The sequence below is a fragment of the Ensifer sp. Root142 genome (assembly GCF_001426785.1).
GTDB lineage: Bacteria > Pseudomonadota > Alphaproteobacteria > Rhizobiales > Rhizobiaceae > Ensifer > Ensifer canadensis.
The window spans coordinates 63928-88711 of the sequence record NZ_LMFK01000008.1 but is presented as its reverse complement, the minus strand read 5'-3'; the positions used below and the strand labels follow the sequence as shown (position 1 = coordinate 88711).

The following is a 24784-nucleotide window of genomic DNA, read 5'->3' as shown; positions in this document are numbered from 1 at the left end:
CTACTGACGCGGCCTGCTGGTGGTCTGCGGCCGCACCGCCGTCTTTTTGCCGAGCGCGATAACGCCAACACTGCGACCGGTCGATCGACGAGCCGCCCTTGCTGCGGAAATCATGTCTTGGGGGATTTCCGCATTCGGCAACAATTGCGCGATCGCTGCCAGAACAGAACTCTCGTCACATCGTTCGGCATCGCGCTGCATACGATTGAATGCGCTCTTCAACACCGAAGAGGGCACGGGTTGAGGGACCGCTCCAAGCACGCCGGGGATGGCCGACTGGATGCGCTTATCGGTCGGATCGAACAGTTCCTCGAACAGCTTTTCGCCCGGTCGGGATCCAACGATCTCGATCATGATGTCCTTGTCCGGCACGAAGCCCGCCAGACGGATCATGCGTCGAGCGATGTCAATGATCTTCACAGGCTCGCCCATGTCGAGAACGAAGATTTCGCCTTGGCCTATCTGCTTCTGAAAACCGTAAGCCGATGCCTGAAGCGTCAGCTCGACGGCCTCTCGGATGGTCATGAAGAAACGCGTCATTCTCGCGTCCGTGACCGTCAACGGACCGCCCTTGGCCAACTGATGCTTAAAGAGCGGGATAAGGGATCCGCTTGATCCAAGCACGTTGCCGAAGCGAACGGTCATGAAGCGGGGTCCCTGCCCGCTTGTGACACCATCGAGATCGAGCGCCTGGCAATAGAGTTCGGCAAGCCGTTTCGTCATGCCCATTATGCTGGAGGAGTTCACCACCTTGTCGGTAGACACCTGCACCATGGCGAGTGCACCGAACCGCTTGGCTGCGTTCGCGACGTTCATGGTGCCGATGACATTGGTCAGGACGCCTTCGCAGGGATTGATCTGAACCATGGGCACATGTTTGAGCGCGGCGGCGTGGAAGACCAGTTCCGGCAAGTGCGCTTCGAAGATCTCATTGACCCTCTGGCTGCGCCGAACGCTGCCAAGGCAGTTCGAATGGCGGATCTCCGGAAACTCTTCCTTTAGGCACAGGTCGATCGAATAGAGATTGAATTCGGTATTGTCGACCAGGACGATCTCAGCCGGGCCGCAAGCGGCGATCTGGCGGGTAAGTTCGCTGCCGATCGACCCGCCTGCCCCAGTGATAAGAACTCGCCGGCCGGCAATCAAGCGCCTGATGGCGTCCTTGTCGAGGGCGGCCTGCGGCCGTTCGAGCAGGTCTGTCATTTCGATCGATCGGAGCTCGTATGGGTTCTCGTTGCTGGTCTGCTTGAACTCCGTAGCGCTTTGCAGCCGCGAGACTGCGATCCCAAGGCGTTCGGCGGCTTGGAGTAACTCGCCCGAAGCCGTCTCATCGAAGGACGACAGGGGTTCGGTGAAAACGATATGGCAGGGTTGCTTGCCCTCGGCCCTGAGATCGGCGACGACCTGTTCCAGATCCTCGAGCCTGCCTGCGATCGGTACCCCATGCAGCATCAGGCCAACTTGAGATTCACTCGTGTCGAGACAGGCGACCGGCACATAGGGCGCCGCCGGATCGCGAAACAAAGCGCGTAGATAGAGATCCGCGGCGTTGCCGGCTCCAACCAGAAGCAGGGGAACGCGGTGGCGATGGCCATCGGCGTCGGCCTTTTCCGAACGCTTGTTTTTGGAAGGCAGGAATTCGTCTGCGCGGAAGCTTAAGCGGGAGGTCGCAAGGAAGGCAATCAAAAGCAGCGATTGCAGCGGCACGACAGTTCGCGGCATATCGGTGAGGCGTGTCGAAAAGAACAAAAGGGCGATGAGCACGAGCGAGGTCAGGACCACCGCGCGGATGATAATCACGAGGTCGCTGATTGACCCGTATTTCCAGTTTCGACTGTAGAGACCCGAGAGCGGGAACATGGCCGCGCAGACCGCCAAATACTGGGCAGACGACCAAGCCAGGATCTGCATCGTATCGGGGCGATCGCTCAGGCCTCCAGGCCCATACCGCAGGAATAGTGCGAGGAAAAGCGCGATCGCAGCGGATGCCAAATCCACCGCATAGAGAGCAGCGTTCTTTCGTGCGCCACGAGCGGCCGATTTGAGTTTCCTGACGCCAAGCTGCGCAAGTGTGATCGCGGCGTCCCGGGCAGTTGCCGGGAACGCTGCGCTGTCTGCGATGGCTCGATGATTCATTACACGAAATGCCCACGCACCGTAAAACGCCTTAAAGGCGGTCGGAATGCGAAACATAACGCCCCTCCTTCGACATGGCTTCGCTAACCGGTGGCCAGAATGGGCCGGGCGAGTAATACGACCGAAAGTATATGCGTTACTTCTGGTGGAGTTCCGTCAATTCCATAGCATAAAAAAGATATACGCTCTCGACCTGTTCGGTGTCGGAGCGTGTTTTACCTTTTCCCTATTTGCATTGAACTCTAGAGACCACTTTGATTTCGGAAAGTAAACTAATTTTGAAGGATTAATCCTTTGGGGCGATAAACGTAATCTACAAGATCGATGGGTTTTGATGGCGCAGGCAGACGTCCATAAAGATCAAGCATTTAGGTACGCAAGTGCCGAATTGCGACAAGTGAGGGGATTAAGGACAGCGGTCGAGCGCTAACTCGAGTTCGTCGAATGTAACGATTCGTGATTGTGCGTGGTGCATCGGCGTCGGCGCGTCGCACCGGTGGATGCGATCGTCGCGCAGGATTTGAACGGTCTGCCAGCCCCTTGTTCGGGGCGTGACAAAATCCTTGATGGCATTGTCGGCAACATAGGTGAGTTGCGCTGCCGTTAGATGCGACGCAGTCTCGACAGCTTCGAATGCTCTTGGGTGTGGCTTGCGATAAGACATGCCCCAGGCATCCGTAAAGAGGACGAGGTCAGCTTTATGCTCGAGTCCAAGGGCTTTGATTTTCGAACGCTGGGTGGAGACTGGTCCATCGGTGATGATGCCGATGAAGTCATCGTTCGGGCGATCGAACAAAAAACGCGCCGCGTCGGGGGCAAGTGAGATTGATGGCTGATGGTGCCGGTAAATCGTCACCAGTTGCTCTATCAGAGAAGGGTCGACCTCGCCCTCCGTTTCCGCAAGCGCAAGATCGAAAACCTGGCCCCTGACTCCCGCCGCGAAAAGACGGGCACACCGCACAGCAAAATCGGTCTGTCCGGTTCTTTGCTGCCACCATGCGCCGACAGCCGCAAAGCCGCTGAAGACGAAGTCGCGCTCTAAATAGAGTGTGTCATCGAGATCAAAGATGATCCCGCGAGCAAAGGAGCGCATTTGGTCACCCGTCAAAAAGAGCCTGATCATAGCGCAACATGAGTACTCCATCTCGCCAATCGTCGTTGGCGCTGACGGGAAGGCCGGCGACTTCCTCAAGCAGCCACTGCGCGAAACACGCCCCGGCGTGATCGGCAAGCGGATAACCGCCTCCGAACCGCGCGTTGAGTTCGATTACCTGCAATCCGCGGGTTGCATCGGCGATTGCCTGAAAGCAGAGGGCGCCGCGTGCGTCGGGCAGTGCCTCAGCCATCCCCCGCGCAAGCGCGGGAAGCTCCGACAGGCGCACAGTTCGCCCCTTCTCGACTTCGCCCGCCCGCACCGAGAGCCGTTCGTGTGCGATGCAAGATCGGGCCACGCCATCACGATCGATGAACATGCTGATCGTGTATTCGGGGCCGGAGAGGTATTCCTGGACGATCATCGGTTCGGCGCAATCTTTGGGAAGAGCGCTTGGGTCGCGGATCATACTGATGGAGCGACTGGCGCTGCCTGAGCGCGGCTTGACGAAGACCGGCCACGTCCAGTCGGAGATCGCCTGACGGGCATTCTCCAGCGTATCGGTGCGTGGGACGGCGAGGCCCGCACGGTGGAACGTGTGCATCGTGCGCAGCTTGTCCCGGGCGATTTCCACCACTAAGGGCGGGCTCACATGGATCCGTGTTCCCGCCTCGGCGAAGCGCTCGGTGTTGAGGGAAAACGGCAACAATTCGGGATCGATTGTCGGCACCACGAGATCGACGTTTTCTGTTCGACAGATGTCGGCGATGGCGTCGATGAACGCCTCGTCGTCACAACTGGGCACGGCGTATGCCCGATCGGCCGTATGACAGGCGGCACTGAGCTCCGGCCTCCTGTCACACGCGATTACTCGCAGCGTCACATCAAGCCGCGCGGCCGCGGCGCGAAAGCACTGGATGAGTTCGACCCGCCGTCCGGCGGAAGAAAAGAGAACGCACAACTCCCGTCTGCTCATCGTTAAAGCCCTCCGTTGGCGCCTGTCGTCCTGGATTCAAGCTGCCCCTGTCTAAAGTCCCGGGCGGCCATCTGTCAGCTTGCCATGTAACGCTGGCCGATCCCCCTGCCAGTCAATGACTTCCAGGCAATTGCCGTCTCCACACAAGACGAGGAAGCCGGCTTTCGTGTACACTTGGACCTGGCCCGTCAGGCCGATATATTTGCCCGCATTCGGGTGCACGGTCGCGCGGGTGACAACGATCTTGCGATCGCCGAAAAAGGTGAATGCCCCGGGATAAGGATCGCCGACGGCGCGAATGAGGCGCTCGATGTCCACGGCCGAACTTCGCCAATCGATCAACCCATCCTCGGCTCTTCGGCGCGCGCAATAGCTTGCGCCCTGTTCGTCTTGCTGGATACCTTTCGTCGAGCCCTTCTCCAGAAAATCCGTCGCCTCGACGATCATCTCCGACAGGTTGCGCGTATGCTTGTCGTAGAGGGTCCGCGCGGTCTCGTCGGCGGCTACGTCGAACAATCGTTGCAGCAGGATGTCGCCGGAATCCATGCCATCATCGAGCCAGAAGAGGGTCGATCCCGTGACCTTTTCGTTGCAGAGTATCGTCCAGGGGATGACTCCCCGCCCCCGTAGCCTTGGCAGGGCGGCCGGGTGGAAACCCAGGCAACCGCGTGCAGGGATGCTTCGAAACTGGGGGCCGCAGATCTGAGACCACCCGATGACAAGGATGACATCGGGCGCGAACTGTCGGAGGGTTGCAAGCGTGGCCTCGTCGTTGACATCAGAGGTTTCGACAACATCGATCCCTGCTCTTCGCGCAATCGGCATAAGGTCGGCATGATCCGAATGTCGACCTGCTTTTGCACCGGGAAGGGTGAGGAGCAGGCCGGGCGGGCGACCCACAGACACGAGCGCTTCAAGAGCGATCCTCGAACCCTCGACTGTCCCGACGAATGCGACGCGCATCGATGATAACTCCGTAACCTAGGGAGAAAGGCAAGCTTGGGATGCAGCCTATGGATGGCTGCGTCAAAATTACATCATACTAAAATTGAGGCCAGTGGATTTGTTGGACACGAAACGCGTTCCTCCTTTTCCGGGGCCATCGCGAAGGCTTGTCCGCTGTCCCAATTGAACCGGTGTTGATTTCATGCCCGCAAAGCCTTGATTTGCATGGGCCGATCGATGTTCAGGACAGACTGCTGTTGGAATGGGACAAGAAGAGCACTTAGTGCGGTTCTCAAAGCCTGCGAGGGCTTCTTTGTGCCGATATTGTTGAAAAAGTCCCAAATCGTGGGTTTGCCGAATAGTCGGCCAATTCACGTTCTGCGTGAATGTTTGCCGCTTGATGCTGAATCAATTCCGCTACACGGCTCACACGCTGCTTGATCGAAAATTGGCAGGCCCCCCACGCCAATTTTCTGTGTCGGCCTCTACGACCCTTCAAATAATCAGACCTTATAGAAAAACCGACTTTTTCCGCCACAAGCGGTCGCGGCAGCAGCGGCCATTCGCGTTGACTACGGGGTTAGTTGGCCAGAGACGCTGCACTCTGGCGCTGTTCGCGATGATGTCCGCTGGGTTGTCAGCCTCTGCGGCTCGCCAAGGAGGAGGCGGCGATCAATCGGCGCGCGTCAGCCGCCGACAAGCACTCAATCGCGACTGCCTTCCTGCCGAGGCCAAAGCAACGTCGTCATGAATGTGGCAAAGGCGATGGCCACCAGTATGTAAGTGACGCGGGTGGAGAAGGACTCGGCGGCAGACCCCGGAAGCGGTGAGACGCCGGTTCCGAATACGAGGAGGAAGATCGTCAAGGCGCCCGCGTAAAGTTTGGCGGCCGGCGCACGCATGGCGGCACGACCGCCAAATACCAGGCCGGCCAGCAGGACCATTAGAAAGAGGAAAATGAGGGACGGCCGTAGCTGAAGCAGCCCGAATGCGACGGACGCGGCCACGCCTCCAGTGATATTGGTTATCACGATCCCCAGGGCCGCGCGCGTGCTGGCTGTTGCGTCGAATTGTGAGAGCAGTGACACGACTGTTATCGGGATGACAATCGCCGTGGCTAGCGCTTCGCGTGTCAGACAGGCAACCACCGCGATCAGGAGTATGGTGGTGTTGGCGGCAGCGTAGTGTGCCGCACGCGGATATGTCGCTGCCGTCGCCGGCTTAACAGTGGGGCTGCCTTTGTCCGGGATAAAGACATATGCCAGCCACATCAAGAGCATTCCGGTCACCACACCCTGCACCAGGATCATTAGAATGGTGTCGCCGAGATCCTCGTTCAGAATTGTGAGGAGCGGCACCATAACCGCAATGACCAGAACAAGAAAGATTGTGGGGCCGCCCTTGCCGTTCGCCTGCTGGTAGAAACATCCAAAGTAAATCAGCCCAAGCAGTAGCAACAGAACCGGCGGCCGGTCGCCAGTCAGCATCGTTACGAATTGCAGAAGTGCCCCGACGACAAGAATAAACAAAGTGACCGCTAACGCCTTTTGCAACGGCATAGGGCGATCACTGGCGATGAGAAACTGTGCTGCAAACAATGGCCCAAGGAAGGGGATGATAGCCCCCGAATAGACTGAGCAGGAAAAGCCGACCGCAACGGCAAGCGCTATGCGCAGACCCTTGCGCTTTACATTGACGCGGTCCTCCTCGTGCGAAAGATACGTGTCAGCTGACATAGGTCAGGACCGACAGAATTCGGATCCAGAGACTGCCAAGCGCATTGGTGATCGGGTGGTCCCCGGTATAGATCACCACATTCGCCTGCGAACCGTACCGAACGCCCTTGGGCCGCCCTTCGTCGAGGACCAGGCGGACGGGAAAGCTCTGCGGTGTTCGCACCCATCCCGTGTCTGTGGAAATCTTCGGCAGGCCCGTTGCCGGGTCGACACTCCCCTGAGCCACTCCCATCCCGATGCCTTCAACGGTCCCGGCGAAAATCTGACCGGGGAGAACATCGAAAAGCACCTCCGCACGGTCGCCGGCGGCAACCATCTCAAGGCTGTTTTCCTTAAACGCGGCGGTGATCCAGATCGTGCCGGTATCGATGAAAGTCATTGCACTCTCGCCAGCGCTAAGCATACCACCGACGGAAAGCTGAAGATTGGTGACGACGCCTTCCGCCGGCGCTGAAACCGTCGTGCGCAGCAGATCAAGCTGAGCGGTTTCAAGCGCCGCGAGCGCCTCCTTAAGCTGTGGATTGTCCTTTCCCGCAGGCCCAAGCTCCTCCTGAGCCCGCACGAGCTCGGCTGTGGCTGCATCCACGCCTGCATCTGCCTGATCCAGCGCGGCTGCGGCCTCATCATACTTCGCCTGGGCGTAGATTCCGCGCCTGACAAGTTCCATGGCGCGGGTGGCTTGATCCTGGACGTTGACGCGCACTGCCTTCGTCTCCACCACCTTGGCCTGGGCGACATCGACGGCCGCCGTCGAAGCGCCGATCGTCTGACCTACCCCTGCAAGGCGTGCTTCCGCCTCCGCAACGGCGAGCCGGTACTGTTCCGGGTCCAGACGAAACAGCATCTGGCCGGACGTCACGGCGCTGTTGTCGGTCACGCCCACTTCAATGACCCGCCCGGTAACCTCCGGCGCTACGCCAACGACGTATGCACTGACGGTCGCCTGCGAGGAAGAAGGAGTGCGCCGCTCCATGAACACCGTCACGACGAACAGAAGCAAAGCCATCAGGAGCACAGTGATTGCGACCGTGCGCTGCGGGTTTTTCTCTTTAACAGGCGCGCTCACTGTATTTGGAGCATCATTATGAGGGGCCTCAGTTGCATCCGACGCCATGACGTTTCCCCCCTAAGATCACGCGGCCGTCGCGCCGAGGCTCTCCTTGCGCCAGCACCTGCGTTGGATTGGCAATTTAGTCCTAAGCTGTCGCCATCGCAACGGCCGCCGATGCGACCCCAGGTACCCACCCATAAAACCGCGCCAGGCTGAGGCTGCATCGGCTTCTCAAATGGCCTGTTCGAGGCGCGTCCAGCGAGCACTTTTGCGTCTGTCTTGCAGGAAGACCGAAACAGGTAAATAATCAGCCAGAGTACCGAGCTACCTGGGAAATCCGGATTGGCTGGGAAGGGGGCCAGCAACAATGGAGCCGAACGTGACAATCCCTGAGCGCGCGCCGTCGCTCTTGAGAATGCTCGACGCTGCACTTCAGATCGGACTCGTAGCCTTACTGATCTTTGCCTGTAGCCGCATCATATTGCCCTTTGCTGGCATCCTGCTCTGGTCGGTCATCCTCGCGGTCATGCTCTATCCGCTGCACCAACGCTTGGTCGACCGGGTTGGCAATCGCTGGTCGGCGACGTTAATCGGGTTGGTCAGCGTTGCGCTGCTGCTGGTTCCATTGGTCATGGTTGTGGCGTCGCTTGGATCTTCCATACTTGAGTTCGTCTCGGGCTTGCAAGACAGCAGCCTGACGGTGCCGCCGCCGCCGACATGGCTTGCCGACCTCCCGCTGGTCGGCCAGAAACTGACCGAGACATGGGCTCTCGTTGCGACAAACATGCCGGCGGCGCTTGCCAAGTACGGCAAGATGCTGGGTGGAATTGCATCATGGCTGGCGTCGTTCGCGGGCGGTTTGGCCGCCGGTCAGCTGTCATTCGTGCTTTCGTTCGCAGTCGCTGCCGTGCTCATCGCCTATGGCGAGGGCGCCACCGAGTTCGCCAGACGTCTGTTGGAACGTATCACCGGCAGCAAGGCACAAGGTACCCGGCTGGTTGCAATGACGGCCGCGACGATTCGAGGTGTGGCGGTCGGCGTAGTCGGCGTGGCCGTCATCCAGTCGCTGCTGATCGGGATAGGCTTTTTTGCGATAGGTCTTTCGGCAGCCGGAGTTTTGACGCTTTTGGTGCTATTGTTTGCCATCGTGCAGGTGCCGGCGGTGTTGGTAACACTACCTGTCATAGCCTATGTTCTTGCGACGGAAGCGACCACGCCGGCGATCATCTTTTCGATCTGGACCATCATTGCCGGGCTCAGCGACAACCTCCTCAAGCCATTGATGCTCGGCCGCGGACTTGACGTTCCAATGCCGATCATTCTGATCGGTGTAATCGGCGGCATGATCGCTGACGGGCTTCTCGGCCTGTTTGTGGGCCCTGTGCTCCTGGCTGTTGGCTATGTACTGCTCATGGAGTGGCTGCGGGACGAACCCATAGAAGGCGGGCCGCGAACTGAATATCCGCCGCCATGATCGCGGTCATCGCTCTTGGCTTGCTGGCGATGTTGGCATGCCTAGCATTTCAGGTGCTGGCATCGGTTTTCGCCGCCCGTTACTTCGCCCGGACCTCCCTGTGGCGGGATGACTGCGAACACCTTGCGTTCGACTAGGCCATCCTCTTCGAGTTCCCTTAGCTGCTTGATCAGGAGCCGCTGTGAGCAGTCACCGAGTTCTCTTTTCAGGGCATTGAACCGCAAGGTACCCCTGAGAAGATGATACAGGCTCATGCCTTTCAACTTGCCGCTGATGAGATTGAGCGCCGCATACATCGTGACCGTGGCGTTTGCCTGCGTTGGCGCCTAATTGAATGTTGAGTAAAAATTTACTAAAGACGATTTCGAAATGCCGTTGCATATGGCACATTCGCCAATGACAACGATCGCCCTATGACAACAATGGAATGACGGCATGGTCACTATCAAGGAAATCGCCAAGAGTGTTGGCGTGTCGTCGGCTACGGTTTCGAGGGTGCTCAACTACGACCCCGCCCTGTCGATCTCACCGGCAAAACGGCAAGCGATCATCGAGACGGCCGAGGCTCTGAACTATGAGACCCCGCGCAATCGCAACAAGGCGAACGGACAGGCTGCCCCCAGCCTTTTGACCAAGCTCGTCATCGTGCATTTTCTCGAGCCTTCGGACGAGATTGCCGACCCCTATTACGTCGGCGTGCGGCTTGGCATCGAAAGCCGCTGCCGCGACCTGAGGACGGAGATCGTCAAGGTCTTCCATTCAGACGCGCTGCCTGAGGCGTCCCTGCTTGCAGGCGCATCGGGTGTCATCGTCATAGGCAAGCATTCCGACAACGAGATCGCATGGCTGAGCAAGTATGCTCCACATGTCGTTTTTGCCGATTTCGACCCGAGGAGCGACCTGATCGACAGCGTGTTTTCCGATGTGGGGCTCGCCACGTGCAAGATCCTCGACGCTCTGAAGTCCAGCGGATACAAGCGCATCGGCTTTATCGGCAGCCACGAGAACCTCAATGGCACTGTCCAGCATTTCGCCGAGCGCCGATGTGTGGCTTATATCGACTGGCACAAGAAGAACGGCACCTTCGCGCCTGAGCTTTTGGCGCTCTCCGATTGCTCATCGGGTCAGAGCCTCCGGCTCGAAACCGGCTATCGTCTCGCGCGCGATCTGCTGTCGCTCACTGACCGGCCGGATGTGATCGTGACATCCAACGACAACATGGCAATCGGCACCTATCGGGCGATCCAGGAGTTCGGCCTTTCGATCCCGGGCGACATTGGCGTCATATCCTTTAACGACATCCCCGTTGCCCAGTTCCTGACGCCGTCGCTGACCACGGTGCGCATCCATGGCGAACATATCGGCGAGACGGCCGTCGATCTGTTGTTAGAGCGACTTTCCGGCCGCAGCTACGGCAAGCAGGTACGCATCGCCACCGAACTCGTTTGGCGCGACAGCTGCCGCAAACCCCTGGAATCCTTGTCGTTGTGAGCTGTTCGTTGCGCGTGATAAATATTTACTAAATCTTCCTTGCGTGTTGCCTGAATTTCGGTAAATCTTGCGCGGACGGCAGGAGAGGAGAACCTGCCCTCAGCAAGTTTCTAGGGAGGAAACGATGTACCGCAAAACGAACCTGTCGCGCGTTGCGGCTGGCGTGCTCGCCGCAGCAAGCCTGCTTGCGTCCACCGCCGCCTTTGCCGGGGAAGTCACGATCTGGTGTTGGGATCCCAACTTCAACGTTGCGATCATGAAGGAAGCTACGGCGCGCTATAGCGCGAAGCATCCCGAAACGACGTTCAACATCGTCGATTTCGCCAAGGCTGATGTCGAGCAGAAGCTGCAGACGGCACTGTCGTCGGGCACCACTGACGCGCTGCCGGATATCGTGCTGATCGAGGACTACGGTGCGCAGAAGTACCTCCAGTCCTTTCCCGGAGCCTTCGCCGAGCTTTCCAGCAAGGTCGATTTTTCCGGCTTCGCGCCCTACAAGGTTCAATTGATGACGATGGACGGGGCCGTCTACGGCATGCCGTTCGATTCCGGCGTCACCGGCCTCTACTACCGCAAGGACTATCTGGAGCAGGCAGGCTTCAAGCCTGATGATATGCAGGACCTGACCTGGGACCGTTTCATCGAGATCGGCAAGCAGGTCGAAGCCAAGACCGGCAAGAAGATGCTCGGCCTCGACGTCAACGATGCGGGCTTCATCCGCATCCTGATGCAATCCGCCGGCGGCTGGTATTTCGATAAGGACGGCAATCTTTCGATCGAGAACAACGCCGCCCTGAAGGCAGCGCTCGAAACCGAACAGAAGATCCTGCAGGCCAATATCCATAAGCCGGCTGCCGGCTGGACGGAATGGGTCGCGACCTTCACCTCCGGCGATGTCGCCACCGTGACAACAGGCGTTTGGATCACCGGTACGGTCAAGGCCCAGGCCGATCAGTCCGGCAAGTGGGGCGTGGCACCGATTCCGAAGCTTGACGTCGAGGGCGCCTCGCATGCGTCCAACCTTGGTGGTTCCAGCTGGTACGTAACCGCCAGCTCCGCCGAGAAGGACGAAGCCATCGACTTTCTCAACGAAGTCTATGCCAAGGACGTCGATTTCTATCAGAAGATCCTGACGGAGCGCGGTGCCGTCGGCTCGCTGCTCGCGGCCCGCAACGGTCCCGCCTATTCTGAAGCCGATGCATTCTTTGGTGGCGAGAAGGTCTGGCAGAACTTCTCCGACTGGTTGGCGAAGGTTCCAGCGGTCAATTACGGCGTCTTCACCAACGAGGTGGACACGGCAGTAACGGCGCATCTGCCTTCGCTTGGCGAGGGCGCGCCCATCGATGACGTGCTGAAGGCGGTCGATAGCCAAGCGCAGGGCCAGATCCAGTAACGGCTCAAAGGCAGGCGGCAACCGCCTGCCTTCTCGCTCGGGCGCATGCGGCCATCACGTCGCGTGCCCTCCGCAACATCATCCCTTTTCGTTGAGGGCACCCATGGCTGCCGGCAAAACAGGCGGATTGAAGCGCTACTACGACCTCAACGGCTGGCTGTTCATCGCCCCGTCCTTGCTTCTCATCGCAATCTTCCTCGTCTATCCGATTTTGCGCTCGCTCTACCTGTCCTTCTTCTCGGGCAAGGGAATGATGATGAAGTTTGCCGGCTTCGGAAACGTTGCACGGCTATGGAACGATCCGGTCTTTCTTCAGGCTCTGAAAAACACCGTCACCTTTTTCATCGTCCAGGTGCCGATCATGATCACGCTGGCGCTTCTGCTTGCCGCGGTCTTGAACAACGACAAACTGAAGTTCATCGGCTTTTTCCGCACCGCCATTTTCCTGCCCTGCGTCGCCTCGCTCGTTGCCTATTCCGTGCTTTTCAAAAGCATGTTTTCCGTCGATGGCGTGGTGAACTCCGGACTTCTGGCGGTCGGCCTGATCGCCACCCCGATCGGCTGGCTGACGGAACCTTTCTGGGCCAAGGTGCTCGTCATCCTGGCCATCACCTGGCGTTGGACCGGCTACAACATGATCTTTTACCTTGCTGCCTTGCAGAACATCGACAAGTCGATCTACGAGGCGGCGCGGATCGACGGCGTGCCGGCATGGGCTCGCTTCGTCTACATCACAGTACCAATGCTGAAGCCGGTGATCCTGTTTACGACGATCATCTCGACCATCGGCACGATCCAGCTGTTCGACGAAGTCTACAACCTGACCGAGGGCCGCGGCGGCCCGGCGAACGCAACGATCACCCTCTCGCTCTATATCTACAATCTCACCTTCCGCTTCATGCCGAGCTTCGGCTACGCGGCAACCATTTCCTACGTCATCGTGATCATGGTGGCGCTTCTATCCTTCCTCCAATTCTACGCGGCGAGGGATCGGTCATGAACGCCTCACGCCTGGCCGCCACCGCATTGCAATACGCCTTCCTCGCGGCTGCAGCCTTCCTGTCGATTTTCCCGTTCATCTGGATGGTGATCAGTTCGACGAACAAGTCGATCGACATCATTAGCGGCAGAACGGGTATCGGAGATGCCTTCGGTACAAATGTCACCAACTTCTTCGCACAGGTCGACGTGCCACTGGTTTTCTGGAACTCCACGAAGGTCGCGGTGCTTGCGACGCTTTTGACGATCGTCGTGTCGTCGCTCGCCGGCTACGGTTTTGAGATGTTCAGATCCAAGGCGCGCGACCGGATCTACGCGCTCGTGCTTCTGACACTCATGGTGCCGTTTGCCGCGCTGATGATCCCGCTGTTCATGATGATGGCGAAAAGCGGCCTCATCAACACGCATATCGCCATCATGCTGCCGACGATCGCGTCCGCCTTCATCATCTTCTACTTCCGCCAGTCGACAAAGGCCTTTCAGACAGAGCTTCGCGACGCCGCCAAGGTCGACGGCCTCAAGGAATGGCAGATCTTTCTCTACATCTACGTTCCGGTGATGCGCTCGACCTACGCGGCCGCCTTCGTCATCGTCTTCATGACCAACTGGAACAACTACCTCTGGCCGCTCATCGTCCTCCAGTCGAACGAGACCAAGACGATCACCCTCGTCGTCTCCTCACTCGCCTCGGCCTATTACCCCGACTACGGCGTGGTCATGATCGGCACGATCCTCGCCACGCTCCCCACCCTCCTCGTCTTCTTCGTCATGCAGCGCCAGTTCGTACAGGGCATGCTCGGCTCAGTGAAATAGGAACGTCGTCAATGCGCATTACTGAAAACTTCAATGCCAACTGGGTCTTCCGCCACGGCTTCGAGCCGGCACATGTGCAAGCACTTCAGCCGGGTGAAACCGTGCGCCTGCCGCACAGCGCCGTCGAGCTGCCTTACAACTACTTCGACGAGACCGATTACCAGAAGCCCTTCACCTATCAAAAGCGGCTCGACTGGCGCCCGGAATTCGAGGGGCGCGAAGTCTCGCTCATCTTCGATGCCGCCATGGCCGACAGCGTCGTCTATCTGAACGGCCAGGAGATCATCGCGCACAAGGACGGCTATACGCCCTTCGAGGCGCGACTGACGCCGCATCTCACGCGTGGCGAAAACCTGATCACGGTCAAGATCGATGGCTCTGAGAACCCCGAGATCCCCCCCTTTGGCGGCCAGATCGACTACCTCTGCTATGCCGGCATCTACCGCGACGTCTGGCTGAAAGTGACAAACCCCGTCTCGATCGCCAATGTGAAGATTGAGACGCCGGATGCGCTTGCCGAGAAAAAGTCCGTCACCGCTCGCGTCTTTCTCGCCAATCCGCAAGGGCACACGTTGTCCGGCACGCTCTCTGCCAAGATCCGCCGCAGGGGCGGCGGCGACGTTGCGGCTTCCTCGATCAAGTTCGATGGCAACGAGGTGGCCCTCACCTTTCCCGATCTCACCGATATCGAACTCTGGGATATCGACAATCCGGTGCTCTACGCCCTGTCGCTCAAACTTGAGACAGAGTACGGCGAAGACGTGCTGACGCAACGTTTCGGTTTCCGCACTGCGCTCTTCACACCGGAAGGCTTTCTGCTGAATGGTCGACCATTGAAACTGCGCGGATTGAACCGGCACCAGGCCTTTCCCCACACCGGCTACGCCATGGGTCGGCGCGCGCAGGAAAAAGACGCCGACATCCTGAAGCATGAACTCGCCTGCAATGTCGTGCGCACATCACACTATCCGCAGTCGAAGTGGTTCATCGAGCGCTGCGATGAGATCGGCCTGCTCGTTTTCGAGGAGATCCCCGGTTGGCAGCATATCGGTGGCGAGACCTGGCAGAAAGAATCGATCGAGAATGTGCGCCGCACGATCGAGCGTGACTGGAACCATCCTTCGATCATCATCTGGGGCGTTCGCATTAACGAAAGCCAGGACAACCACGCCTTCTACGCGGAGACCAACCGTCTGGCGCGCGAGCTTGATCCGACCCGCCAGACCGGCGGCGTACGCTTCATCACCAATTCGGAATTGCTCGAAGACGTTTACACGATGAACGATTTCATCCTCGGAAACGAGGAGTTGCCGGGCAACAACCGCGGGCGCGTGGTCCTGCGCGATCGGGTGGAGACGACGGGCATTCGCCGGCCGATCCCCTATATGATCACCGAATACAACGGCCACATGTATCCGACCAAGCGCTTCGACCAGGAACAGCGCCAGGCCGAGCATGTGACGCGTCATCTCTTGATCCTCAACGCCGTTGCCGGCGACCAGGATATTTCCGGCTCCACCGGTTGGTGCATGTTCGATTACAACACCCACAAGGACTTCGGCGCCGGCGACCGCATCTGCTATCACGGTGTGCTCGACATGTACCGGATACCGAAACTTGCTGCCTATGCCTATGCCTCCCAGGGAGATCCGAACGACAATGTCGTGCTTCAGCCGGTGACCTTCTGGGCACGCGGCGAACGCAATATCGGCGGTGTACTGCCGCTGATCGTGCTGACGAACTGTGACTATGTCGAAGTGAAGTTCGGCGAATGGCCGGTAAAGCGGATCTACCCCGACAGGGAGAACTACCCGCATCTGCCGCATCCTCCCGTCGTGCTCGACCTGCGCAGCGTGACGCCGGAAGAATTCGGCACCTGGGGTCGAGTCTGGCGCGAAGGTACCTTTACCGGCTACGTCGACGGCAAAGCCGTAAAGACGCTGACCCTTCCGGCCGACCCGGTCCCGGCGACGCTGGAGGTCGTAGCCGACGATACGGAGCTTCGCGCTTGCGAAAAGGATGCGGTGCGCGTGGTGGTGCGCGCGCTCGATCAATGCGGCAATCTGCTGCCCTATTTCGAAGAGCCTGTCCTGCTTTCGCTGGATGGCCCCGGCCGGATCATAGGGCCCTCAGAACATACGCTGAAGGGCGGCGCGACCGGCTTCTGGATCGAGGCCGGCGAGGCCAAGGGCAAGCTCGAACTAACGGTGACGAGCCGCCGCTTCGAGAACCAGTCCATCACCTTTACCGTCAGCTGAGTACCCGCCATGGCCGAAGTCCGTCTTACCGACATTCGCAAGCGCTTCGGCGCGCTCGAAATCATCAAGGGTGTCGATCTGTCGATCGATGCCGGAGAGTTCGTCGTTTTCGTTGGCCCATCGGGCTGCGGAAAGTCGACGCTGCTGCGCATGATCGCCGGTCTGGAGGACATCTCCTCCGGCGAACTCACAATCGGCGGCGAAGTCATGAACGACGTTGACCCCTCCAAGCGCGGCATCGCCATGGTGTTTCAGTCCTATGCGCTTTATCCGCACATGACGGTGCGTGAGAATATGGGCTTCGCGCTCAAATTCGCCGGTATGGCAAGAGAGGAAGTCGATAGCCGGGTCAACGACGCGGCACGAATTCTCGAGCTTGAACCGCTGCTGGATCGCAAGCCGAAAGCGCTCTCGGGTGGTCAACGGCAACGCGTCGCGATCGGCCGCGCCATCGTGCGCAATCCGCTCGTCTTCCTGTTCGACGAGCCGCTGTCGAACCTGGACGCCGAGTTGCGTGTGCATATGCGCGTCGAAATCGCCAAGCTGCACAAGGAACTGAAGTCGACCGTCATCTACGTGACGCATGACCAGGTGGAAGCGATGACGCTGGCCGACAAGATCGTCGTCCTGCGGTCGGGTGTCGTCGAACAGGTGGGCGCACCGCTCGATCTCTACGACGACCCGGCAAACACCTTTGTTGCCGGCTTTATCGGCTCACCGCGCATGAACTTTCTGAAAGGCCATGTCGCAAACGTCGCAGACGGCCGCGCGACTGTGGCACTCACGAGCCAGCCCGGTGTCGCGTTGACTCTACCCGTTACATCGACATCTGTTGCCATCGGCGACGTCGTCACCCTTGGAATTCGCCCCGAGCATTTTCTCGCTGAAGGCAAGGGTGATGTTGATCTCACAGTCAAGGTCGATGTCGCAGAGCACCTCGGCAATACCAGCTATGTCTACGCTCATGTCTCGGACAGCGAGCGGATCATCATCGAACACGGTGACGTCCGCAACATCGCAAGTCGCGAAACCCTCAGCATCGGCATCGCCGCATTACGGTCCTTCCTGTTCGACAAGGATGGCATCCGTCTCAGATAGCGAAATCGGTGGCTCCGTAGCAGAGGCGATCGTTTTCCTAGCCTTTTCGGCTCGACCGATGGTCGCGCGTCATCGCCGCTCGAAGGAAGGGGTAACGGCTGTCCTGCCCCCGTCCGACCTCGAAGAAGCGCCGCTTGCGCGCAAGTGATCGAACTGTGCGCAAGCGGCGTCGAAACCCGTCAACTGACGAAACCATTGTCTCAGTTCAATCGCGAGCCCTGTGACGAAAACAGGTGGATTTTCGCCAGATCAGGGGCGATCGCCACGGTCTGCCCGGGTCGAAGCTCCATTCGATCGCGGATCACCAATGTCGTATCGAATGCGCCGAGCTTGACGACCAGATGCGTCTCGGCGCCAGTCGGCTCCACCACGCCGACTGTCGCTGGAATGCCGCTCTCGGCAATAGCCAGATGCTCAGGCCGGATGCCATAGGTGTGCGCAGCACCGCCGGAATAACCCGGCGGCAGCGGAAGCGTTTTGCCGTCCTCTGTGACGAACTGCCCATCGAGGATCGAGCCGTGGAAAAGGTTCATGGCGGGCGAACCGATGAACGTGGCGACAAAGGTGTTTACGGGTCGATCATAGAGGTCGAGCGGCCGGCCAATCTGCTCGACCACACCACCACGCATGACGACGATCCGGTCTGCCATTGTCATTGCCTCGATCTGATCGTGCGTGACGTAGACTGTCGTTGTCTTCAGCCGCTGGTGCAGATCCTTGATTTCGGCACGCATGGTTACGCGCAGTTTGGCATCGAGGTTCGACAGCGGTTCGTCGAACAGAAACACCTGGGGATGACGGACGATCGCACGGCCCATCGCCACGCGTTGGCGCTGGCCGCCGGAAAGTTGCTTCGGCAGGCGGTCGAGCAAAGGTTCGAGTGCCAGGATATCGGCCGCCTCCTTTACCCGGCTTTGGATCGCGGCCTTGTCCTGTCCCTTCAGCTTCAGCGCAAATCCCATATTCTCCGCCACAGTCATATGCGGATAGAGCGCGTAGCTTTGGAAGACCATGGCGATATCGCGTTCTTTGGGCGCGATATTGTTGACGATGCGGCCGCCGATGCGGATCTGGCCACCGCTGATGTCTTCGAGACCGGCAAGCATACGCAGCAATGTCGACTTGCCGCATCCAGAGGGCCCGACGAGTGTGACGAACTCGCCATCCTCGATGTCGATGGAAACATCGTGAATAACCGGAACGGCGCCATATTGCTTTCTAACCTGTTCGATCGTGACAGATGCCATTGCTTATTCCTCCCCTTGCGCGATCACAGTTCGAGTTGCCAGATCGTGGCGGCGGTAATGTTGCCCGCGGGCGCTGATAGGCGTGCCGTGCTGACGGCGGCAAAGCCTGGCAGACGTTTCGTTCCCGTCCAGCGACCGTTGTCGGCGAAGACCTCAATCGAGCCGACATCGAGGAAAATACGCAGCGTCGACGGTTGCGCCCCGACAGCGATGTAGCGCGGTGCGCCCTTGCCGTCCGGCAGGTCGTAGTGAATGATCAGGCCTTCCGCTCCGAGCTGAACGCCGAGGCCAACGTCCGGATGATCAAGCTCGAGATGAAACTGCGCACCCGGCCCCGCGAGTTCGATGACGATCTCGACCGCCCCGTTGTTAAGGCCGACAGGCTCCTGCCCCTTGAGTTTGTTGTCGTCGATCAGGTCACGACGCAGCGTCGCAACCGTTTCGACCGGCGGCGTCAGCAATGCGTCCTTTTCCAGCAGCAGCTGGCGAGGCAGTGTCATTGCCGTTGGAAAGTCTACTTTTTTTGACACCTCGGTCCAGTTGGCAAGCCAGGCGATGCCGATTGGCCCGGATCGATCGACGAATGCCTGGAAAGCATAGGCATCGGTCGCGAAATCCAGTTCCTGCTCGAATTCCTTGACGAAGCTGCGGCCGTCGAAGCGGCCGACAGTCGCCGCTGTGATGTTCCGGCGGCCGGTCTGCGGGTCGCGGCTCGTCAGCAGTCCGAAGATGAGCGCCCAGCGCGTTTTCGGATCATCAGCCGGGCCGTCGAGCGGCACGATGCACGGGCACTCCGCCGCCGTCATCCCGTACCGGTCTTCCCGGTGGATAATGCCGACAAAGGTCCAGTCGGAAGCACCGTTCGGATCGCCACATTCGTAGAGCAGGACGACGCCGCCGGCGCGGTCGCGGCTGCCGATCAACATTTTCCAAAGGTGGTCCGGGCCCTTGAAGACATAGGGGTCGCGAAAGTCGAGCGTCAGGTCAAGGCCGGACGGCCGGTGGGCAAGAATGATCTCTTGCGCGCCGGCCGTGATTTGGTCGTGCGATACCGCCGTCAATTGGATCTGCTCTTCGGGTTCCCGGTCCTTGACCTGCTCCGTGAAGAAGACACGGATACCCGGTTCACCTGACGATAGCGGAATTGCCGAGCCGGAAAACGCCCCGCCGCGGCCATCGGCGCGGGCCGAAAGGTCCGAGGAGGGAAACAGGAAGATCGGCAAGTGTCGCCAATGAATGTAGTCATCCGATACGGCATGGCCCCAATGCATGGTGTTCCAGCGCAGGCTGTGCGGATAGTGCTGGTAGAAGAGATGGACATGGTCGCCGAAACGGCCAAACCCGTTGGGATCGTTCATCCATCCGAAGGGTGGGCGGAAGTGGTACCCGCCGACGACCGTCGGCGCCGCATTTTCCCGGCTGCTGTGCAGGATCTGAACGCCCTCGGTCAGCACATTCTGGTGCTGAAAGGCATAGGCAACGGAGACCTGCGTTGTGGTCGGATCATAGGAGAGAACGGTTCGACCGCCCTGCCCCAGGTCCAGGCTGCGCTGCTCGAATTCGTCGCTGTTGGACGCCATCAGACGGTCGATTTCGCGGCCGGCCACGGTCGCTTTGATCTCGGCCGATGTTCCCATCTGTCTCGCTTTGAGCCAGATGTGGATCGTGGTCGCATCCGCAAGGACTGCGCTGATGTTCTCGACGTCTGCCGCGGCGGCCGAAGCGGTTTCTGCATGCGTTGTCATTGATCAACCTTTCACGGCCGAACCAACGAAGGAACTTACGAACCAGCGCTGGAAGGCAAGATAGAGGGCGAGGATAGGCAGCATCATCAACACGGATGCCGCCATAGCGCGGTCCCAATAGATGCTGTCCTGGCCAAAGAACGTAGCGATCGCGACGGCTATGGGCCGCGCATAGTCGGTCTGGGTGACGAGGATCGGCCAAAGGTACTGGTTCCAGCTCTCGATCCCCATCAGGATCGAGACAGTGGCAAGTGCCGGCAGGCTGAGCGGCAGGAAAATCGACCGGTAGATGCGAAAGATCGATGCTCCGTCGATCTGCGCGGCCTCGAAGAGCTCCTTCGGAAGCTGGGCAAAGAATTGGTAGAAGAGGAAGATATAGAGCGGGCTAGCGATCCAGGGCACGATCTGCACGGCGAATGTATCTGTTATTCCGGCGCGTGACACCATGATCACGAGCGGCATGATGATGCTTTCCTGCGGAATGACGTAGAGGGCTATGACCAGCGAAAGGATAACTGCGCGGCCGCGTACGGAGCCCCAGGCAAGGACAAAGCCTGCCATAGAATTGACGATCAGGCCCGACCCGACCGTCAGCGCGAGGATGATTAGCGAATTCAGCAGATAGCGCCCAAAGGCAAGCTCGCCTGAGAAATTGCCGACCTCCGCAAAGTTGGCGAGCGTCGGATAGGAGACCCAGAACGCCCTGAAACTCCCCATGTCGGCCAGGATCTGGAAACGATCGTCCTTCAGGCTGGCAATCAGCAGCATGAACAGGGGGGAGACGATGACGAGCGCGATAACAAGGATGCAGGCCGTCTGGACGATGCGCAGCGAACCAACGGCCGAGCGGGTGTGCATCGCCTGAGCGTGTGGTGTGGAAATTGCGATATCAGACATCGAAACGCCTCAGAAGTTGACGCTGAAGCAGCGCGATAACGAGAACGATGAGAAAGAGAATGACCGATACGGCCGAAGCATAACCGAGCTTCTGCTCCTCGAAGCCGGAACGCACCATGTAGTGGACAACGGTCTCCGTGCTGCTCTTGGGACCGCCTTGGGTCAGGATGGCAACCTGGGTATAGAGCTTGAATGCCTGGATTGTCGTAATCACCAGCACGAAGACATGGGTCGGCCGCAAGCCTGGCATGGTCACATGCCAGAAGCGCTGCAGCGCGTTCGCGCCGTCGATCCGCGCTGCGTCGTAGAGTTCATCCGGAATGGACTGAAGGCCAGCGAGATAGACAATCATCTGGAAGCCGTAGGCCTGCCAGGCCGACAGCAGCACGATCGAGAACATTGCCCAGTTGGGGTCCCCGAGCCAGTCGATCGGTTCGATGGCTCCGCCCGACAGGAAACCGATCACCTGGTTGAATGGTCCGGTCGGGTACTGAAAGAGCGTTCCCCAGATGACGCAGACGACGACCATCGACGTGATCGCTGGCAGGAAGAACAGTCCGCGAAAAAGATTTCGAAACGGCATCTTCTGGTGCAACAGCAGTGCGGTGGCAAATGCCAGGCCGCATTGCACCGGCAGGATCCAGAAAGTGAAGCGCGAGACGTTCCAGAGCGATGTCCAGAAGAGATCGTCCCTAAAGATGCGCAGGAAGTTGCCGAAGCCAACAAAACGGACCGGCGTTGGCCGCGGGACCAGCGGTTGATTGGTCATCGCCGTCCAGAACGACAACAGGAACGGAACGATAAGGAATATCGTCAGCAGCACCACTGCCGGCGCAAGCATGCCCATCTCCTGAAGCAGCCGGCTCTTGTCCCGGCGCCAGGCGGGACGCGCTGCAATCGCCGGCTCGGCTGATTGTTGCAATGTCATATTCTCCTCCTCCTCCTCGGATCGATGCGCAGGCCGGCGACGGGTACGATGGCGTCAGACCGGCTGCGGCCGCACCATCGTGGTCCCGTCTTTGGTTGCCTATTGCTGCTCGTCGAATGGCGGGTACCCGTCGTTCTCCTCGATGTCTTCGTCGATCTTGGCCGCGGCCGCCGACAATGCCGTCTTGGCATCGCCCCCGTTGAAGATCTCGTCGACGGCCTGCATGAAGGTCGATGTGATGACTGGATAGGCCGGATGCGGAGGACGCGCGACCGCGGTCTTGGACGCCTGTTCGAATGCGACGGCGAGCGGACCACCGGTGTTGTACAAGGGCGATGCTGCCGCGAAGCTTTTCAAACCGGGATAGCCGGAATCGGCGATTGCATAATCCCGGTAGAGCTTGTCCTTCAGCATGAAGCTGACAAACTTGCCGGCGATGTCCGGATGCTCGGAGGCGGTCGTGATGCCCCAGATCCAGGTGCCGTTGGGGCTAGCACCCTTCGGCCCGAACTTCGGCAACGGCATGACGACGATGTCGTCCTTCATCGACGCGGCAGCTTCGGCGTAGAACCAGTGGCCCCCGAGTGCGAGCGCTGCAGGATGGCCTTCGGCGAAGAACTGGTTGGTGCCGGACGATTGCGGCACGACCCAGCCGTTCTTCACCCATGTCTGCATCATAGTCAGTGCCTTGACGCACGCATCGCTATCAAGGGTGCCCGTCGATTTCCAGGTCGTGCGATTGATCAGGTCGCAGCCCGCCGACTGCAGGATCGGGCCGTAGGCGTAGGTGATCCATTCGGTTTTGATGCCGTAACCGCGAAACGTGTCGATCGGCCACTTGACGCCATCGACCTTTGCCAGTTTTTCGAGGTAGCCTTCGAACTCTTCCTGGGTCCAGGCATCGTCCACGGACTTCGGAATGCGGGCGCCGATCGCTTCCAGATACTTCCTGTTGCCGTAGAGCACGACGGAGGAGTCGGTCAGGCCGATTGCATAGAGATCCTTGTCGATCGGATAGGTGCCCTGGGCGATGTTCGACGGGGTCATGTCATCGAGCACATCCTGATCGATCAGAGGCTTGATCGGCTGCAAATAGCCGGACCAGACATAGTTGGCGAGGAAGGGGGCATCGAGCTCCATGACATCAGGCAGTTGTTTGGACATGACCGCTGCGCTGAACTTTTCATTGTAGGCATCGTGCGGTGCGTAGATCAGCTCGACATCCACATCCGGATTGGCGGCTTCGAAGCGTTTGGCGACTTCGCCATAGGTCGAAACCCAACCTGGGTCGCCTTGGTGCATGACATGCAAGACTGTCTGCGCCTCTGCACCCACGGCGGTGGCCATAAGGGCAACCGACCCCATTAACATTGAAAGTAAACGTTTACCCATCGCTGCAACTCCTCCTCAACAGGGTTTGGTCTTTCAGTTTGATCAGACGGATGAGCGCTCCACCAACTGGAACGCGAGTTTGCGCACCTCGCCGGGGGCGCTATTTTCGGCAAGCAGAATGTCTGCTGCCAGGCGGCCCATGGCACGGTGCGGCAATGCCATGGTCGTCAAAGGGGGATCGAGCCTGGTGGCAATGTCCACCTGGTTGTCGAAGCTTGCGACTGCGACGTCATCTGGAATTTGTGCACCCACCCGGCGCAATGCGGCGTAGACTTCCATGGCAACGCGATCGTTGCCGCAAAGGATCGCATCCGGGCGCTCCGGTCCGTCCATCAGCGCGGTTACGTGTGCAAGCACGAGGCTGTGCGCCCGGTCGCTATAGATCGCCCGGCGGACCGCCGGCAGGACGCAGGCACCACCTGCATCAAGCCCGGCTTCGTCAAGGGCACGCCGGAAACCGGCTTCGCGCAGCTCTCCTGCCAGAAGCCCCGGCAGGTTGATAAAGGCAATGTTCCGGCGGCCAGCCTCGATCAGATAGGTCGTGATCTCGTGAGCGGCAGCGATCTCGTCCGGCACCAAGGACGTCACTTTGCCATTGGCCTCACGGCAATTGATCATGACGCCGACCGTATCTGCGAACTCCGCCGGCAGCGATACCATCTTGTGATACATCGCGGCGTAGGCAATCGCGCGTGGGCGGAAGCGGCGCACCTCTTCAAGCACGGAGGCCACGTCGCGACCTCCGCCGAGCGTCATTGCAAAGACCGCCATGTCCGCCGCGCGGGCGGCACCATCCAGTCCGCGGATGATCTCGGTGGCGAAGGGCGAGGTGATCAAGTCATCGGCAACGACACCGATCAGTGGCATCCAACCCTGTCGCATGCCACGAGCGGCCAGGTTAGTGACGTAACCCAACTCTTCGGCGATTTCCTTGATGCGCAGTCGCGTTTGTTCGGACATCCGCGCCGAGCCGCCATGCAACGCGCCCGAAACGGTCTTGATGGAAACGCCAGCGCGTTCAGCAATATCGCTCAATGAGGTCGTCACGGGCAGGCCCTGGGTTAACGGTTACCCAGTAACTACCCGATCGCGATAATTGAGTCAATCTCAGG

Annotated in this window: 20 protein-coding genes; 7 read left to right on the top strand and 13 right to left on the bottom strand. The window is 59.3% G+C overall.

Annotated features, from left to right (window positions below; translation table 11 throughout):
- The 6 genes from ASD52_RS10425 to ASD52_RS10400 all read right to left on the bottom strand — a co-directional run bounded on the left by ASD52_RS10425 (position 1) and on the right by ASD52_RS10400 (position 7892).
- A complete protein-coding gene (locus ASD52_RS10425) occupies positions 1 to 2136 on the bottom strand; it encodes a nucleoside-diphosphate sugar epimerase/dehydratase (protein ID WP_082555561.1) in 2136 nt (711 codons plus the stop codon).
- A gap of 406 nt (positions 2137 to 2542) precedes the next feature.
- Positions 2543 to 3229 (bottom strand): HAD family hydrolase, encoded by a 687-nt coding sequence (locus ASD52_RS10420; protein WP_063991829.1) that lies wholly within the window; start codon positions 3227 to 3229, stop codon positions 2543 to 2545.
- Between the two features lie 4 nt (positions 3230 to 3233).
- Positions 3234 to 4190: an ATP-grasp domain-containing protein gene (locus tag ASD52_RS10415; RefSeq protein WP_244497449.1), complete on the bottom strand. Its 957-nt coding sequence runs from the start codon at positions 4188 to 4190 to the stop codon at positions 3234 to 3236.
- Positions 4191 to 4256: 66 nt separating this feature from the next.
- Positions 4257 to 5168 (bottom strand): methionyl-tRNA formyltransferase, encoded by a 912-nt coding sequence (locus ASD52_RS10410; RefSeq protein ID WP_057224173.1) that lies wholly within the window; start codon positions 5166 to 5168, stop codon positions 4257 to 4259.
- A 686-nt stretch (positions 5169 to 5854) separates the two neighbouring features.
- Positions 5855 to 6886: a DUF2955 domain-containing protein gene (locus ASD52_RS10405; RefSeq protein WP_057224172.1), complete on the bottom strand. Its 1032-nt coding sequence runs from the start codon at positions 6884 to 6886 to the stop codon at positions 5855 to 5857.
- On the bottom strand, positions 6876 to 7892 hold the full coding sequence (locus tag ASD52_RS10400; RefSeq protein WP_225906447.1) for an HlyD family secretion protein: 1017 nt from the start codon (positions 7890 to 7892) through the stop codon (positions 6876 to 6878). Before ASD52_RS10400 ends, ASD52_RS10405 begins: the two co-directional genes overlap by 11 nt.
- A gap of 412 nt (positions 7893 to 8304) precedes the next feature.
- Here ASD52_RS10400 and ASD52_RS10395 point away from each other — a divergent pair, with 412 nt between their 5' ends.
- Positions 8305 to 9411, top strand: coding sequence for an AI-2E family transporter (locus tag ASD52_RS10395; RefSeq protein WP_057224170.1), 1107 nt, complete (start codon positions 8305 to 8307; stop codon positions 9409 to 9411).
- Positions 9412 to 9452: 41 nt separating this feature from the next.
- Here ASD52_RS10395 and ASD52_RS10390 read toward each other — a convergent pair whose 3' ends face one another.
- Entirely contained in the window at positions 9453 to 9707 is a 255-nt protein-coding gene (locus ASD52_RS10390) for a helix-turn-helix domain-containing protein (RefSeq protein WP_277996384.1), read from the bottom strand.
- A 139-nt stretch (positions 9708 to 9846) separates the two neighbouring features.
- Here ASD52_RS10390 and ASD52_RS10385 point away from each other — a divergent pair, with 139 nt between their 5' ends.
- The 6 genes from ASD52_RS10385 (at position 9847) to ugpC (ASD52_RS10360) (ending at position 17463) form a co-directional block, all read left to right on the top strand.
- Positions 9847 to 10902 (top strand): LacI family DNA-binding transcriptional regulator, encoded by a 1056-nt coding sequence (locus ASD52_RS10385; protein ID WP_057220967.1) that lies wholly within the window; start codon positions 9847 to 9849, stop codon positions 10900 to 10902.
- Between the two features lie 124 nt (positions 10903 to 11026).
- Positions 11027 to 12295, top strand: a complete 1269-nt coding sequence (locus tag ASD52_RS10380) for a sugar ABC transporter substrate-binding protein (protein WP_057220966.1) — start codon at positions 11027 to 11029, stop codon at positions 12293 to 12295.
- A gap of 103 nt (positions 12296 to 12398) precedes the next feature.
- Positions 12399 to 13295, top strand: coding sequence for a sugar ABC transporter permease (locus ASD52_RS10375; protein ID WP_057213861.1), 897 nt, complete (start codon positions 12399 to 12401; stop codon positions 13293 to 13295).
- Positions 13292 to 14107: a carbohydrate ABC transporter permease gene (locus ASD52_RS10370; RefSeq protein WP_057224167.1), complete on the top strand. Its 816-nt coding sequence runs from the start codon at positions 13292 to 13294 to the stop codon at positions 14105 to 14107. Before ASD52_RS10375 ends, ASD52_RS10370 begins: the two co-directional genes overlap by 4 nt.
- Before the next feature lie 11 nt (positions 14108 to 14118).
- Positions 14119 to 16365: a glycoside hydrolase family 2 TIM barrel-domain containing protein gene (locus tag ASD52_RS10365; RefSeq protein ID WP_057224164.1), complete on the top strand. Its 2247-nt coding sequence runs from the start codon at positions 14119 to 14121 to the stop codon at positions 16363 to 16365.
- A 9-nt stretch (positions 16366 to 16374) separates the two neighbouring features.
- Positions 16375 to 17463, top strand: coding sequence for a sn-glycerol-3-phosphate ABC transporter ATP-binding protein UgpC (gene ugpC / locus ASD52_RS10360; protein WP_057207705.1), 1089 nt, complete (start codon positions 16375 to 16377; stop codon positions 17461 to 17463).
- A 200-nt stretch (positions 17464 to 17663) separates the two neighbouring features.
- On the opposite strand, the gene ugpC (ASD52_RS10355) is transcribed toward ugpC (ASD52_RS10360), so the two are convergent.
- From ugpC (ASD52_RS10355) to ASD52_RS10330, 6 genes are all read right to left on the bottom strand, one after another.
- Positions 17664 to 18710 carry a sn-glycerol-3-phosphate ABC transporter ATP-binding protein UgpC gene (gene ugpC / locus ASD52_RS10355; RefSeq protein WP_057213855.1) on the bottom strand — a complete coding sequence of 349 codons (1047 nt, stop codon included), beginning with the start codon at positions 18708 to 18710 and terminating at the stop codon, positions 17664 to 17666.
- Positions 18711 to 18733: 23 nt separating this feature from the next.
- A complete protein-coding gene (locus tag ASD52_RS10350; protein WP_057224163.1) occupies positions 18734 to 20455 on the bottom strand; it encodes a beta-fructofuranosidase in 1722 nt (573 codons plus the stop codon).
- A 3-nt stretch (positions 20456 to 20458) separates the two neighbouring features.
- Complete coding sequence (locus ASD52_RS10345) at positions 20459 to 21352, bottom strand: carbohydrate ABC transporter permease (RefSeq protein ID WP_057224161.1); 894 nt, start codon at positions 21350 to 21352, stop codon at positions 20459 to 20461.
- On the bottom strand, positions 21345 to 22280 hold the full coding sequence (locus tag ASD52_RS10340; protein ID WP_057207701.1) for a sugar ABC transporter permease: 936 nt from the start codon (positions 22278 to 22280) through the stop codon (positions 21345 to 21347). The genes ASD52_RS10345 and ASD52_RS10340 overlap by 8 nt, the downstream gene beginning before the upstream one ends.
- A 99-nt stretch (positions 22281 to 22379) precedes the next feature.
- Positions 22380 to 23672: a sugar ABC transporter substrate-binding protein gene (locus ASD52_RS10335; RefSeq protein ID WP_057224158.1), complete on the bottom strand. Its 1293-nt coding sequence runs from the start codon at positions 23670 to 23672 to the stop codon at positions 22380 to 22382.
- 42 nt (positions 23673 to 23714) lie between these two features.
- Positions 23715 to 24719, bottom strand: a complete 1005-nt coding sequence (locus ASD52_RS10330; protein WP_057207699.1) for a LacI family DNA-binding transcriptional regulator — start codon at positions 24717 to 24719, stop codon at positions 23715 to 23717.
- Positions 24720 to 24784 lie beyond the last annotated feature (65 nt).